This is a genomic window from Pseudomonas sp. NBRC 100443, assembly GCF_030268185.1.
GTDB lineage: Bacteria > Pseudomonadota > Gammaproteobacteria > Pseudomonadales > Pseudomonadaceae > Pseudomonas > Pseudomonas citronellolis.
The window spans coordinates 193,383-209,710 of sequence record NZ_BSQE01000008.1; the positions used below are offsets into that span (position 1 = coordinate 193,383).

Genomic DNA, 16,328 nt, shown 5'->3' on the forward strand with positions numbered 1-16,328 from the left:
GCCTTTGGGTTGTCGTTCGGCGATGGGTCTTTCTACCGATGGAGCCCGGGCGGAAACACCGGGGATGTCCGAATCTGGGGAAGCAAAACGACCTACATCAGCCAGATTTTTCTGAACTTCGAAGAAAGGCCGCCAGGCCGATGTGGGGTCACGAGCCTGCTCGCGCCCGGAAAGAAAAAAGCGGCGCCACCAAGGGGGAGAAAATTCGGCGCCGCTGAAAACGAATCGGTGCCCCGGCGCAAGCGCCGGGGCGGTTCAGGGCCTCAGACCATGATCTGGTGGTTCTGGATCAGGTTCAGCAGGTCGGTACGCACACCCATCAGGGTGATCAGGTCGGTGGAACCGACCTGTTGGCCGATGCCGTCGCGGTCGACGCTGATGATGGTGTTGTTGCCCTCGACGCGGCTCGACAGGTAGTCCAGCAGCCCCTGGGACGAGGCATCCAGCTGCAGCACGCCGTCATCCCGGACCAGGCTGACCGGGCCGCCGTAGCCGAGCATCCCGCGCAGGTCGATGATGTCGGCGTTGCTGTTGTTCAGCACGTTGCCCAGGCCGAAGCCGAACACCATGTCGTGGCCGTTGCTGCCATCGGCGGAAACGTCCCAGGCATCGACCGGACGATAGGCCAGGGTGTCGTTGCCACCGCCGAAGAGGTAGTAGACGTCGTCGCCACCGCGGCCTTCGAAGCGGTTGCTGGCGGCGTTGTCCATGAAGGCGTCGGCGTACCAGCTGCCCTTCACGGCCTCGATGCCGATCAGGGTGTCGTTGCCCATGCCCAGCGACTGGCCGCTCTGCAGATTGACCTGCACGCCCTGCTTGGCGAACTGGTAGTCCACTTCGTCCAGGCCCTGGGTGGCGCTCCACTGCTTGCTGCCGTCGGCCAGCAGATTCCAGCCGCCGCCGCCGTTGATGACGTCGTTGCCCTCGGTGGCCATGAAGCTGTCGTTGTAGCCGGTGCCCACGGTGCCCGCGCCCTGGCTGTCGAAGCTCACGGTCGGCTTGCCGGCGGTCAGCACGTAGGCGTGCTCGGCGGCGCCGGTGACCAGGTTGCCCCAGGTCGGGTTGATCAGGCCCAGGTCCTCTTCGAAGCGGCCCGGGACCATGTTGCCGTTGCCGATGGCAGGCTCGGCCAGCAGCTTGGCGCTGTAGGTCTGGTTCGCGTCCAGACCGTAGAAGTACACCAGGCCGGAGCTGTCGTTGGTCACCCCGGACTGCGGGTTGAGGATCTGGGTGGCGACCAGGCGGCCCGCCGCGTCGAACAGCTGCACGGTGTTGCCGAAGTAGCTGTTCATGCCGTTCTTGTCGAGGATGCGCAGGATCAGGCTGGTGCCTTCCGCCACGTGGTTCTCGTTGCGGATCAGCACCGTGGGCGACGAAGCGGTATCCAGGCCCACATGGTCCTTGCCGGAGGTGCGGTACAGCAGCAGGTCCACGGCGCCGTCGAAGTCGTAGTCCACCGCCACCGCGCCGGTGACGTTGTCGTAGGCCTCGTTGCCCAGCAGCTGGCCGCTGTTCATCCAGTCGCCATTGCCCTGGTTGATGAACAGCACCGGCGTCATGGCGGCATTGGTGGAGGACCAGGCGGCGTTCTGCCGCGGCGCCTCGATGACGTCCATCTTGCCGTCATGGTTCCAGTCCACGGCGAAGGACGGGCCGCCGTCGAAGTGCACCAGGTTGCCTTTCTGGTCCTGGCCGAGGGCGTCGTTGAAGAACAGCGGGTTGTCGTTGTCCATCCCCAGCCACTTGCCGTTGGCATCGGTGCCCTTGTTCAGGTAGATGCGGCTGTCGTCGGAATTGCCGTTATGGCCGGTGGAGCTGCGAGCACCGCGGGCCAGGAACAGGTCCAGGTCGCCGTCGCCGTCGAAGTCGGCCCAGGTCATGGAGGAGGCCAGGTTGTTGTATTCCGTGCTGCCGGCGCTATCGCTGCGGAACATCCTGCCGAAGGTCTGCTCCTTGCTCCAGCTGCCGTCGCTCTGGGTCAGCAATACGCCCAGGGCGGTGTTGCCGTGCTGGTCGTTGTGACCGGCCAGGTCCACGGCGCCGTCGTTGTTGAGGTCGACGCCGCTGATCTCCGAACCCCACCAGGTGTTGCCCTTGCGCTCCCCTTTCAGCACGCCGTTGTCGTTGTGGATGAGGTTGAAGCCCCAGCTACCGATGGTGTTGTCGACCACGATGAAGTCGGTGTAGCCGTCGCCGTTGCCGTCCCAGGCGATCACGCCGCCGATGTTCAGCCGGTTGGGGTTGTTGACCGAGCCTGCGGTGTAGGTGCCGTCCGCCTTGGCGGTCCATACCGGCAGGTCCGCGGAGTTGCCACTCACATTGGCGATGACGTCCATCAGGCCGTCGCGGTTGTAGTCGGCGAAGGTGGCCTTGGAGATCATGTGCCCGTTGCCGTCCGAGGTGACCTTCAGCGGCTCGCTCAGGTAGCTGGCGCGGTACTCGTCACGGTCCAGGCCGCTGAAGACGTGGCCGGCGTTCTTGTAGGCGGTGGAACTCAGGGCGTAGCCGGTGCTCTGGAAGAACGACCAGGTGCCGTCGGCGCTCATGGCCATGGCCGCGGTGTTGGAGCCGCGCACCGAGGCGACCGTGCCGCCCCAGCCGGTGTCATGGACGCTGAAGCCGGCCTCGTTGACCGGGCGGTGGGCGTCGGTCAGCACCTGCGGGCCGAAGCCGGAGTTGTTGCCGGCCACGTCCCAGGTGACGAAGCCCAGTTGCTGCTGGCCTTCGGGCAGGATGGCGTCGAAGCTCCAGCGGCCGTCGTTGCCGGCCACGGCGTAGCCGACGATCTTGTCCAGGCCTTCCTGGTAGCGGCCGTCGCGGTTGACGTCCTGCACCAGGGCCACGGTGGCGCCGGCCTCGGCCAGGCCGTACTGGGCGCTGGAGTAGTAGGCGCGCTCGCCGCTCAAGGCCTGCGCACCGAGCTGCGGGGCGAAGGCGAAGGGCACCGGCGAGTCGATGTCGACGACCAGGGTGCGCTCGCCCAGCTCGACGCTGTTGCCGGCGTTGTCGGCCACCCGCAGTTTCACGCCCAGCTGCTGGCTGGCCGACAGCGGTTCGCTGGTGTAGCTCCACAGCTGGCCGCCGTTGGACATCAGCGTCTCCCAGGTCTTGCCGCCGTCCAGGGACAGTTGCAGGTGCTGGCCGATCTGCAGCGCGGCGCTGAGCTTGCCGGACAGGGTGACGCTGTTGTCACGGGTGATGAAGTCGTTGTTCTGCGCGCTCTGCGCGTTGCTGTACTGGCCGGCGATCTCCACCGCGGTGTCGGTGCCCAGCTCGATGCTGGAGTACATGTCCGGCAGCGGGTTGCCGGCGTCGAAGACCACGTCCTGGGCCGCGTAGCTGCTGGCCACCGGGTTGCCCTGGGCGTCCAGCACGCGCATTTCGTAGCGCACCTGAGTGCCGAGGTTGTGCACGCTGGGGTCGATGTAGATCCAGTCGGTGCCGAAGGCCTGCACGGTCTTCCAGCTGTTGCCGCCATCGACGCTGACCTGCAGCTTGGCGCCGGCCGGCAGTTCCTCGCTGAGGGTGCCCAGCAGGGTGATCTTCGAGGCGCTGGTGATGTAGTCGCCTTCCACGCCGGTGTCCGGGGTGATGCCGATGATGCTGACCTTGATGCCTTCCACCGGCTGCGGGGTCACCTCGCGGCTGACGGTGATCTGCTGGGCGGTCATGGCGCCCTGGTTGCCGGCGGCGTCGATGGTGCGCAGCAGGTAGGTGTAGTTGCCGTTCTGCAGCTCGCGCACGTCCTGGTATTGCCAGTAGGCGCCGCTGACGGAGGCGACGTCCTGCCAGGTGGCGCCGGTGTCCAGGCTGATCTGCAGCTTCTCGTTGGCGGCCAGGGCGGTGCTCAGGCTGCCGAACAGCATGGGCGTGGAGTCCACGGTGACCAGCGGTTGCTCGGGCAGGGCTTCGGAAACGTTCTGGATGGTGGCCTGGGCGCTGGGCGGGGTCAGGTCGAGGATGAAGCTGAAGGGCGGGCTGAAGTCGCTTTCCAGACCGTTGCTGCTGTCGGTAGCGGTGGCGCGCAGCACTTGCACGCCCTCCTCGCGCAGTTCCTCGGAGGGGGTGAAGCGCCAGGAGCCGTTGCCCTGGACGATGGTGCTGCCGATCACCCGGTCGCCGTGGTAGACCTTGATCAGGTCGCCGGCGGCCGCGCCGTTGCCGATCAGCGTCGGCGTGGTGTCGTCGGTGTAGCCGTTGAGCTGGACGATGCCCTGGTAGGCCGGCGTACCGGCATCGTCGAGCACGTAGCTGATGTGCGGGGCGGGCGGCGCCACGGGCACTTCTAGCGGATCGTTCTGGGCGAGCACGGAAGCGGCCGCCTCGCGGGACAGGTTCTTGCTGACAGTCATGTGGTACTCCTGAGTCTAGTGTCGAACGGCGGCGGGCCGGGCCCGCCGCCGTTCGTTTGGCAGGCCTGCCGCTTGGCCCCGTCTGTGCGGGCGTCCGGCAGGCGAGGGAGGATGCTAAAAGGCCATCGCTGCCGTGTATCTAAGGCGCTCCCTAAAGTCCGGCGGCATTGGTCGGCGGCTGTCGGTGGGGGGCGGAAAAGGTTGTTCGCGGAGGGGGTGGGGCGTTCATGGCGGGACGGGGGGAGCCTCGGCATCCCCATGGAGAGCGGTGTTCTGGCCGGCGGCTCCAGGGGCGCATGGTCGTGGCGTGTCCCGTATTCGCGGGAATGACGAGGGGGCTGGGAGTCTCAGGATGACTCCGAATTCACCGCTCGCTCCGAACGGCCCCCTCTCCCGCTTGCGGGAGAGGGCTGGGGAGAGGGTGCTCTTTTGCAGAGCCTCAACCTTTGTCCCGACCTCAATCCCCGTCATTCCAGCGAACGCGAGGCGCGGCTCCATCGCGAACAGCGCTTGTGCTGGCCCGAAGGGGAATAACCTAGCTGCCTCGGCTTGGGTGTTTCTGCGCCGCTCCGAGTTTGCCCGACCGTCTTGTTTCGCCCCCTCGGGCGAGTCCCTTTTGTCAGACGCCACAAAAGGAACCAAAAAGGCTTGCCCCGACATACGGGCCCGATGGAGCCGGGCTACCCTCACGAACTCCCCCGCCACGGAGGCCCGCCCCGAGGGTACGTCCCTGTAGCCCATCGGGGCTCTCGCGACATCCATGTCGCATGACCTCCTGAGCGCCGGTTTCGCTCGGCCTTCTGAAGGGGCACTCCGGTGCGCTCGGCTATTTCTCTGGAAGTCCAAGAGCAAACGCGCTTTTGCTTTTGCTTTTCGTAGGAGCGAGCTTGCTCGCGAACCCTGAGTTTGCGTTCTCGGGAATGACGAGAGGAGGCAGGTGTTCCGGGATGACTCCGAACTCCCCGCACGCTCCGAACAGCCCCCCTCTCCCTTCAGGGCGAGGCGCGCAGCCGAGGGCTGGGGAGAGGGTCAAGGACATCAACACGGCTCCGGAGTTGAACCTGGCGCCGTTGTTCGCGAATGGAGTTCCGCCGGGAAGGCATGACGTGGCTTCGAAGAACGCCCTCTCCCTAACCCTCTCCCTGAAGGGAGAGGGGACCGTTGGGCAGGGTCGGGCATTCTGGAGTCAGCCGGCAGCTCCGGCGGTTTCCAGCTGAAACCATTTCCTCTCTCGGCACGGACAAGCCCCCTCTCCCTTCAGGAAGAGGGAACCGTTGGGCAGGGTCGGACGTTCTGGTGTCAGCCGGCTAGCACAGAGATTTCCAGCTGAAACCATTTATCCTCTCGGCACGAACAGCCCCCTCTCCCTCCGGGAGAGGGTTGGGGTAAGGGCAACGGACTTCGCCGATGCTCCATCATTGAAACCTCCGTCCGCCGGCCAACCATGGCGATGGGTATCGCTTCGCTCAACCCATCCTACGACAGTATTTTCCCAGCGTCGGTAGGAGCGGACTCTGTCCGCGATTCGCGCGCAGGGCGCGCGCCTACAGGCCCGCTCGATAATGGGCGCAGCGTGTTTTTCAGGCGAAAAAAAACGGCACGGGCTTGCGCCCATGCCGCCTGAAAACCGGGCCGCCCGGCGCCGAAGCGCCGGACGGGCCGGGTCGGTCAGACCAGCTGCTGCTGTTGCAGCGCCAGCAGGTCCTGTTTCACCAGCATGCTGTCGGGCACTGGCGCCTCGGCTGCCGGCGGGGTTGCCGCCACGCCCGGAGCCTGTGCCCCGGCCGGTGCCTGCAGCAGGCCCTGCAACGACAGCGGCTGCGCTTGCGCGACCGGCTCCTGGTGCAGTTCCAGCGCCGCGAACAGCCCGGCCATCAGCGCTTCCTCGCCCCCCAGGGGCTCGGCCAGCACCTGCGGTTGCAGCACGCTGTCCTCGAGGAAGATGGTGAACGGACCGGTGGGCGCCAGCCCTTCGGCCTCGGCCACCAGGCTCACGGAACCGTCGGGGTTGGCCAGAAGGCTCAGGTCGCTGGTGGTGATGTACCAGTAACCATCCTCATCCACCGTCTGCGAGCCCACCGCTACGCCGTTGGCATAGAGCGTCACTGTGGTGCCCAGCGGCGAGGAACCCTTGACCGTCAGAGTCACGTCCTCGGTGAAGTCCTCCTTCTGCAGGTAGACGCCAGCGACGTCGTCGCGCACGTTGATGATCGACGGGTCGGCAGCGATCGGCAGGGCGATGGTGAAGTCCCAGGGCTCGCTGAGCGGGCCCACGTTGCCGGCTTCGTCCACCGCGCAGGCCTGCAGGCTGTGCTTGCCCGACTGCAGCGGCAGGCGCGGTTCGAACGCCCACTCCAGGGTGGTCTGGTTGACCGTGGCCGAGCCGAGGAACTTGCCATCGTCGTAGACGTACACGTACTTCACGCCGAAGGTGTCGACCTGGCCATAGAAGTTCGGCCAGGGGTCGTCGGTCTTCCCGCCCTTCGGCACATCGCCCCAGTCCGTCTCGGGGTTCGGTCCGATCATGTCGTACAGCCCCAGGTTGGTGACACGGCCCGGTGCGGTGACATCCACGGTGAAGTTCCAGCCGACGCTACGCTCGCCTTCGTTGCCGGCCTCGTCCACGGCGGCGGCGCTGAAGCGATGCACGCCTTCGTAAAGCGCCTCCTCCGGCGTGAAGCTCCAGTTGCCCTCGGCGTCCACCGAGACACTGGCGATCAGCAGGCTGCCGTCGTAGATGTTCACCCACTTGGCGCCGATGGCCTGGCCGCTGAAGGTCGGCGTGGCGTCGTTGGTCAGGCCGCTCTGCTCGATGGTGCCGGTGATCAGCGGTTCGTCGTCGACCAGGTCCAGGCCGGTGACGGCCTCCGGTGCCTGGGTGTCGACGGTGAAGCTCCACTCCAGGCTTTCGCTCGGCGTGCCGCTGGCGGTTTCGGCCACCAGGCTCAGGCTGTACTCGCCGTCGGCCAGTTCCGGCAGCTCGAACTGCCAGTTGCCGTCGCCATCGACCAGTGCGCTGCCCAGCAGCGTCTGGCCGTCATGGATGAGCACCCGCACCGCGCCGTTACCGGCCGTGCCGGAGAGCATCGGCTGGGCGTCGTTGGTCAGCCCGCCCTGGGCGATCTCGCCGAGGATGCCTTCGACATCGTCGTAGACCGAATCGAGGCTAAGGGTCGGCACCTGGGCCTGCACCGTGAAGTCCAGCGACTCGCTCGGCTCGCTGGCGTTGCCGGCCGGGTCGGTGACCACCACGCTGATGCTGTGGTCGCCCTCCTCCAGCGGCTGTTCCGGAGTGAACGCCCACTGGCCGTTCTCGTCGATCACGACCGTGCCGATCACTTCACCGTTGTCGAGGACGCTCACGGTGTCGCCCGGCTCACCCGAACCACTGAGGGTCGGCTGGGTTTCGTCGGTCACGCTGCCCGGCTCGATGGGACCGGTGATGGCGCCGGTGTTGTCCTCGGCGGTCACCATGCCCGGCTGTTCCGGCGCGGTGGTGTCGAGGATGACGCTGACCGGTGCAGTCTCGTCGCTGTGGCGGCCAGCTTCATCCTGCGCCTTGGCGGTGATGACCTGTTCGCCATCGCCGGCCAGCGGCAGTTCGGCGCTCCAGTTGCCCTGCTCGTCGGCCACCACGCTGGCGGCCAGTACCCCACCGACATACAGCAATACGAGGTTGCCGGCATCGGCGCTGCCCTTGAGCGACAGGCTGGTGTCGTCGGTGACGTCGCCGTCGTTCAGCAAGCCGGTGACCGAGCCCTGGTCGTCGCGGATTTCATCGATGACCGGCAGCTGCGGCAACGGGGTTTCCTCGCCCACCACGGTGAAGGCGATGCTGTCGCTGGCCTCGCCCACTTGGCCGATGGCGTTCACCGGACGGACCGAGATCGCGTGTTCGCCGGAAGCCAGTTCCGGCGCCTGGAAGCTCCAGTTGCCTTCGGCGTCCACCGCGGCGGTGCCCAGCAGGGTTTCGCCATCGTAGACCTCCACGTACTTCGCCTCGCCTTCGACATGGCCCTGCACGAGCGGGGTGGCGTCGTCGGTGGAGCTGCCGTTGGCGATGGCGCCTACGACCGGACCGAAGTCGTCGAGCAGTTCGATACGGTCGATGACCATGGCCGGTACGCTGCTGTCGACGCTAAAGTCCAGGGACTCGCTCGGCTCGCTGGCATTGCCGGCTGGGTCGGTGACTACCACGCTGAGGCTGTGGTCGCCCTCTTCCAGCGGCTGCTCGGGAGTGAATTCCCACTGGCCGTTCTCGTCGATCACGACCGTGCCGATCACTTCACCGTTGTCGAGGATGCTCACGGTGTCGCCCGGCTCGCCCAAACCGCTGAGGGTCGGCTGGGTTTCGTCGGTCACGCTGCCCGGTTCGATCGGCCCGGTGATGGCGCCGGTGTTGTCCTCGGCGGTCACCATGCCCGGTTGTTCCGGCGCGGTGGTGTCGAGGATGACGGAGACCGGGGTGGTCTCGTCGCTGTGACGGCCGGCTGCATCCTGCGCCTTGGCGGTGATGGCGTGCTCGCCATCGCCGGCCAGCGGCAGTTCGGCGCTCCAGTTGCCCTGCTCGTCGGCGGTGGCGCTGGCGACCAGTTCGCCGTTCACATACAGCAGCACCAGGTTGCCGGCATCGGCGCTGCCGTTGACGGTCAGGCTGGTGTCGTCGGTGACATCGCCATCGTTCAGCAGGCCGGTGACCGAGCCCAGGTCGTCGCGGATTTCATCGATGACCGGCAGCTGCGGCAGCGGGGTTTCCTCGCCCACCACGGTGAAGCCGATGCTGTCGCTGGCCTCGCCCACTTGGCCGATGGCGTTCACCGGGCGGGCGGAGATGCTGTGCTCGCCGCTCTCCAGTTCCGGCGCCTGGAAGCTCCAGTTGCCGTCGCCGTCCACCAGGGCGGTGCCCAGCAGGGTCTCGCCATCGTAGATTTCCACCCAGGCGGCTTCGCCTTCGACATGGCCCTGTACCAGCGGCGCGGCGTCGTCGGTGGAGTCACCGTTGACGATGGCGCCGGTGACGGGATCGACGTCGTCGATCAGCTCGATACGGTCGATGACCATGGCCGGCACGCTGCTGTCGACGCTGAAGTCCAGCGACTCGCTCGGCTCGCTGGCATTGCCGGCCGGATCGGTGACCACCACGCTGATGCTATGGTCGCCCTCCTCCAGCGGCTGCTCGGGAGTGAATTCCCACTGGCCGTTCTCGTCGATCACGACCGTACCGATCACTTCACCGTTGTCGAGGACGCTCACGGTGTCGCCCGGCTCGCCCGAACCGCTGAGGGTCGGCTGGGTTTCGTCGGTCACGCTGCCCGGCTCGATAGGCCCGGTGATGGCGCCGGTGTTGTCCTCGGCGGTCACCATACCCGGCTGTTCCGGCGCGGTGGTGTCGAGGATGACGGAGACCGCAGCGGTCTCTTCGCTGTGGCGACCGGCCGGGTCCTGCGCCTTGGCGGTGATGGCGTGCTCGCCATCGCCGGCCAGCGGCAGTTCGGCGCTCCAGTTGCCCTGCTCGTCGGCCACCACGCTGGCGGCCAGTTCGCCGTCGACGTACAGCAGCACCAAATCGCCCGCGGCAGCGCTGCCGTTGACGGTCAGGCTGGTGTCGTCGGTGACGTCGCCGTCGTTCAGCAGGCCACTGACCGAACCCAGGTCATCGAGGATTTCGCTGATGACCGGTGCCTCCGGCTGTGCGACCTCCGGGCCCACCACTTCGAAGCGGATGCTTTCGCTGGCTTCGCCGGTCTTGCCGAGGGCGTCCACCGGTACGGCGCTGAAGGCGTGCTCGCCGCTTTCCAGCTCCGGCGCCTGGAAGCTCCAGTTGCCCTGGGCGTCCACCGCGGCGGTGCCCAGCAGGGTTTCGCCGTCGTAGACCTCCACGTACTTCGCCTCGCCTTCGACATGGCCCTGCAGCAGCGGCGTGGTGTCGTCGGTCTTGTCGCCATCGGCGATCAGGCCGGTGAGCGGACCGAAGTCATCCACCAGCTCGATGCTGTCGATGACCAGGTTGGCCACCGCGGTGTCCACGGTCAGTTCGAACGGACGGGTCGGCTTGCTTTCGTTGCCTGCGACATCGCTGGAAGTAACGGTCAGGCTATGGGCGCCATCGGCCAGTTCCGGCAGTTCCAGGCTCCAGTCGCCGTTCTCGTCGGCGAGGGTGCTGCCGACCAGGACGTCGTTGTCATAGACCTTGACCAGGCCGTTGGGCTCGGCCTCGCTGCCCTGCAGGGTCGGGGTGGCGTCGTCGGTGGTGTCGCCGCTGGCCAGCGCGCCCTGGAGCAGGCCGGCGTTGTCCAGCACGGTGTCGAGGATCGGACGGTCCGGGGCATCGGTGTCGATCAGCAGGCTGAACTCGGCCTGGGCGGTGGCGCCGGTGGCGCTCTGCACCTCGGCGATGTAGTGGTGCTCGTCGTCGGACTGGCCCACCGACAGGCGCAGGCTCCAGTTGCCTTCGGCATCGGCGACCACACTGCCGAGAACGAGCCCGGCCTCGGAGATGATCACCAGCGCGCCCGCGGTAGCGGTGCCCACCAGAGTCGGCTGCCGGTCATTGGTGATGCCGCCGTTGGCCACCTCGCCAGTGATGCTCTCGACCTGATCGAGGGCCATGTCGATGGTGACGAACACGGGCGTGGAATCCACCACGAAGTCCAGGGCCTCGCTGGGTTCACCGACGTTGCCGGCGGCGTCGGTGATGACCACGCTGATGCTGTGGTCGCCGTCCTCCAGCGGCTGTTCCGGGGTGAACGTCCAGTTGCCGCTCTCGTCGACGGTGGCGGTGCCGATCTCCTCGCCGTTATCGAGGATGCTCACGGTATCGCCCGGCTCGCCCGAACCGCTGAGGGTCGGCTGGGTTTCATCGGTCACGCTGCCCGGCTCGATGGGCCCGGTGACGGGGCCGGTGCTGTCCTCGGCGATGACCATGCCTGGCTGTTCCGGCGCGGTGGTGTCGAGGGTGACGGAGACCGCAGCGGTCTCTTCGCTGTGGCGACCGGCGGCGTCCTGCGCCTTGGCGGTGATAACCTGTTCGCCATCGCCGGCCAGCGGCAGTTCGGCGCTCCAGTTGCCCTGCTCGTCGGCCACCACGCTGGCGGCCAGTTCACCGTTCACGTACAGCAGCACGAGGTTGCCGGCTGCGGCGCTGCCGTTGACGCTCAGGCTGGTGTCGTCGGTGACGTCGCCGTCGTTCAGCAGGCCGGTGATCGAACCCTGGTCGTCGCGGATTTCGTCGATGACCGGCGGCTGCGGCAGATCGGTTTCCTCACCCACCAGGGTGAAGGCGATGCTGTCGCTGGCTTCGCCGACCTGGCCGATGGCGCTCACCGGGCGGGCGCTGATGCTGTGCTCGCCGCTCTCCAGTTCCGGCGCCTGGAAGCTCCAGTTGCCTTCGGCGTCCACCAGGGCGGTGCCCAGCAGGGTCTCGCCGTCGTAGACCTCCACGTACTTCGCCTCGCCTTCGACATGGCCCACCACGGTCGGGGTGGCGTCGTCGGTGAAGCTGCCGTTGGCGATGCTGCCGACTACCGGACCGAAGTCGTCCTGCAGTTCGATGTGATCGATGACCATCGGCGCCACGCTGCTGTCGACGCTGAAGTCCAGGGATTCGCTCGGCTCGCTGGCGTTGCCGGCCGGATCGGTGACCACCACGCTGATGCTATGGTCGCCCTCCTCCAGCGGCTGCTCCGGAGTGAACGCCCACTGGCCGTTCTCGTCGATCACGACCGTGCCGATTACCTCGCCATTGTCGAGGACGCTCACGGTGTCGCCCGGCTCGCCCGAACCGCTGAGGGTCGGCTGGGTTTCGTCGGTCACGCTGCCCGGCTCGATGGGGCCGGTGATGGCGCCGGTGTTGTCCTCGGCGGTCACCATGCCCGGCTGTTCCGGCGCGGTGGTGTCGAGGATTACAGAGACCGGCGCGGTTTCGTCGCTATGACGGCCGGCTTCATCCTGCGCCTTGGCGGTGATAACCTGTTCGCCATCGCCGGCCAGCGGCAGTTCGGCGGTCCAGTTGCCCTGTTCATCGGCGGTGGCGCTGGCGACCAGTTCACCGTTCACATACAGCAGCACCAGGTTGCCGGCATCGGCGCTGCCGTTGACGGTCAGGCTGGTGTCGTCGGTGACGTCGCCGTCGTTCAGCAGGCCGCTGACCGAGCCCTGGTCATCGAGGATTTCGCTGATGACCGGTGCGTTCGGCAGGGCGACCTCCGGGCCCACCACTTCGAAGCGGATGGTTTCGCTGGCTTCGCCGGTCTTGCCGAGGCTGTCCACCGGTACGGCGCTGAAGGCATATTCGCCGCTTGCCAGCTCCGGCGCCTGGAAGCTCCAGTTGCCCTGGGCGTCCACCGCGGCGGTGCCCAGCAGGGTTTCGCCGTCGTAGATTTCCACGTAGGCGGCATTCGTCCCTTCGACGTGGCCCTGCAGCAGCGGCGTGGTGTCGTCGGTCTTGCCGCCGTCGGCGATAAGGCCCTGGACCTCGCCGAAGTCGTCCACCAGCTCGATGCTGTCGATGACCAGGTCGGCCACCGCGGTGTCCACGGTCAGTTCGAACGGACGGGTCGGCTTGCTTTCGTTGCCCGCGGCATCGCTGGAGGTGACGGTCAGGCTATGGGCGCCATCGGCCAGCTCCGGCAGCTCCAGGCTCCAGTCGCCGTTCTCGTCGGCGAGGGCGCTGCCGACCAGGGTGCCATTGTCGTAGACCTTGACCAGGCCGTTGGGCTCGGCCTCGCCGCCCTGCAGGGTCGGGGTGGCGTCGTCGGTGGTGTCGCCGCTGGCCAGCGCGCCCTGGACCAGGCCGGCGTTGTCCAGCACGGCGTCGAGGATCGGGCGGTCCGGGGCATTGTTGTCGATCACCAGGACGAAGTCGGCCTGGGCGAACTCGCCGGTGGCGCAACGGACTTCCGCGGTGTAGGTGTGCGAGCCTTCGGACTGGTTACGGTCCAGGGTGATGCTCCAGTTGCCCTCGGCGTCGGCGACCGCGCTGCCGAGCACCAGCCCGGCCTCGGAAAGGACCACCAGCGCGCCGGCGGTGGCGGTGCCCACCAGGGTCGGCTGCAGGTCATTGGTGATGCCGCCGCTGGCCACGTTCTCCAGGCCCGGCTCGACGTCGTCCAGGGCGTGGTCGATGCTCACCTGCGGCGCCTCGCTCCAGACGCTGAATTCCAGCGCGTCGCTGGGCTCGCTGAGGTTGCCGGCGGCGTCCTGGGCCTGCACGGTGATGCTGTGCGAACCATCGGCCAGCGGCGGCTCGGGGGTGTAGCTCCAGTTGCCCTGGGCATCGGCCACCACGCTGCCCAGGGGCACGCCGTTGTCGCTGATGATGACCGTGGAGCCCGGCTCGGCCTGGCCGCTGAATTCCGGGGTGTTGTCGTTGGTGGCGCCATGCTGGGTGATCGGGCCCTGCACCACGCCTTCGTTATCGTCGGCGCCCACCTGTTCCGGCTTGTCCGGCGCGGTGGCGTCGAGGGTGATGGATACCGGAGCGGTTTCGTCGCTGTGGCGGCCGGCATCGTCCTGGGCCTTGGCGGTGATGACCTGTTCGCCATCGCCGGCCAGCGGCAGTTCGGCAGTCCAGTTGCCCTGCTCGTCGGCCACCACGCTAGCGGCCAGTTCGCCGTTCACGTACAGCAGCACGAGCTTGCCGGCCTCGGCGCTGCCCTTGAGCGACAGGCTGGCGTCGTCGGTGAGGTCGCCATCGTTCAGCAGGCCGGTGAATGTGCCCTGGTCGTCGAGGATCTCATCGATGACCGGCAGTTGCGGCAGCGGCGTCTCGTCACCCACCAGGGTGAAGCCGATGCTGTCGCTGGCTTCGCCTTCCTGGCCGATGGCGCTCACCGGGCGGGCGCTGATGCTGTGCTCGCCGCTCTCCAGTTCCGGCGCCTGGAAGCTCCAGTTGCCGTCGCCGTCCACCAGGGCGGTGCCCAGCAGGGTCTCGCCATCGTAGATTTCCACCCAGGCTGCTTCGCCTTCGACATGGCCCACCACGGTCGGGGTGGCGTCGTCGGTGAAGCTGCCATTGGCGATGGCACCGACTACCGGACCGAAGTCGTCCTGCAGTTCGAGATGGTCGATGACCATGGCCGGTACGCTGCTGTCGACGCTGAAGTCCAGGGACTCGCTGGGTTCGCTGGCGTTGCCGGCCGGGTCGGTGACCACCACGCTGATGCTGTGGTCGCCCTCTTCCAGCGGCTGTTCCGGGGTGAATTCCCATTGGCCGTTTTCATCGACCACGACAGTGCCGATCACCTCGCCGTTGTCGAGGATGCTGACGGTGTCGCCCGGCTCGCCCGAACCGCTGAGGGTCGGCTGGGTTTCGTCGGTCACGCTGCCCGGCTCGATGGGGCCGGTGATGGCGCCGGTGTTGTCCTGGGCATCCACCATGCCCGGCTGTTCCGGCGCGATGGTGTCGAGGGTGATGGACACCGGGGCGGTTTCGTCGCTGTGGCGACCGAAGTCGTCCTGGGCCTTGGCGATGATGACATGCTCGCCATCGCCGGCCAGCGGCAGTTCGGCAGTCCAGTTGCCGTTTTCGTCGGCGACTGCGCTGGCGGCCAGTACCCCACCGACATACAGCAATACGAGGTTGCCGGCCTCGGCGTGGCCCTTGAGCGACAGGCTGGTGTCGTCGGTGACGTCGCCATCGTTCAGCAGGCCGCTGACCGAGCCCTGGTCGTCACGGATTTCCTCGATGACCGGCAGCGACAAGGGCGGCACATCCGGCCCGGCCACTTCGAAGTCGATGGAGGCACTCTTGCCATAGTTCTCGGCGGCGTCCAGCGGGAAGACTTCGAAGCGATGCGCGCCGGAAGCCAGTGCGTCCGGGGTGTACTCCCAGTTGCCCTGCTCATCCACCGGCACCCGTGCCAGGACGTTGCCGTCGAGGCGAATTTCCACCCACTTGACGCCGTTGGCGGCAGCGTTCGCCACCTGGCCCTCGAGCCTCGGGGTGGTGTCGTCGGTCTTGCCGCCGGCGGCGATGACCCCGGTGACCGGGCCGAAGTCGTCGTGCAGGGTGAAGCTCACCACGGCATCGTCACCGGGCGGCATCGTGTCGAGCGTCAGTTCCAGTTGCTGGAAGGGCTTGTACTGTCCCCCCTCGGTATGCACGTTGCCGGCGGCATCGATCATGAAGAACTTGAGCGTATAGTCCCCCTGCTGCTCCGCCAGCTCCTTTGGCCACTCACAGCGCCAGGAGCCATCACTGCCGATCTCGGCCGTGACAGTGACGAGTTGCGTGCCATAGTGAATTTCCAGCAGCACGGCATACATGTCCGCTACGCTGGCCTGGCCGGCGAACTTGCCCACGAAGCTCGGCTGCGCATTGGCCTGTACCTGGCCACCGTCCATCGCCAACGGGCGCTCGCCGGCCAGCACTTGCAGGGGCTCTTCCAGCTCGACCGGCTCCGGCAACTGGTTATCGAAGGTCACCCGGTAGGGGTCGGAATCGACGCCGTCGACGGTGATGTAGAAATCGACCACGCCATCCTGGAACGGCATGTCGATGTCCAGGGACCAGGTGCCGTTCTTGCGTACCACGGCGCTGCCCAGGTCCTGCACCTCACCGGATTCGAGAACGACGCGGATGAACACTTCCTGGTTCACCGTAAGGCCGGAGCCCGTGAAGGTCGGCGTCTTGTCGTTGGTATATCCGCCCGACTCGACCACGCCCTTGAGCTTGCCGATATCGTCCACGATGAGGAATTGGGGCTTGTCCGCACGCGGCGCGGGCGCGCCCTGTCCGGCGGATGCGTCCTGCGCAAAGGGCAGGCTGGCCTGCGGCCGGTCCTGATCGTCGTTCCAGTTCTTGTCGGTCATGCGCCGAGACTCCTTCAAATCGTCAATTGGCAGTCATCGCCACCCGGTGTGCGGGAGGCTGAAATCAGCGGGCAACGAACGCCAGCGCCGCCGGCGATGCCCCACCGGCGATCCTAGGCAAATCGCCAGCGACCTCCCTTCAGGAATCCCTTAAAGGCCGGGGCA

Annotated in this window: 2 protein-coding genes; both read right to left on the reverse strand. The window is 67.0% G+C overall.

The genetic code is table 11. The annotated features are described in order from the left end of the window. Positions 1 to 263: 263 nt before the first annotated feature. Positions 264 to 4,352, reverse strand: coding sequence for a VCBS repeat-containing protein (locus QSJ95_RS13035; protein WP_285642880.1), 4,089 nt, complete (start codon positions 4,350 to 4,352; stop codon positions 264 to 266). A 1,668-nt stretch (positions 4,353 to 6,020) separates the two neighbouring features. Then, the gene (locus tag QSJ95_RS13040; RefSeq protein ID WP_285642882.1) at positions 6,021 to 16,163 is read right to left on the reverse strand and encodes an Ig-like domain-containing protein; all 10,143 of its coding nucleotides are present in this window, start codon (positions 16,161 to 16,163) and stop codon (positions 6,021 to 6,023) included. Positions 16,164 to 16,328: the final 165 nt, after the last annotated feature.

Excerpts from the sequence above, each read along its gene's own strand:
- QSJ95_RS13035 (WP_285642880.1), bottom strand. The coding sequence starts at position 4,352 with ATGACTGTCAGCAAGAACCTGTCCCGCGAGGCGGCCGCTTCCGTGCTC.
- QSJ95_RS13040 (WP_285642882.1), bottom strand. The coding sequence starts at position 16,163 with ATGACCGACAAGAACTGGAACGACGATCAGGACCGGCCGCAGGCCAGC.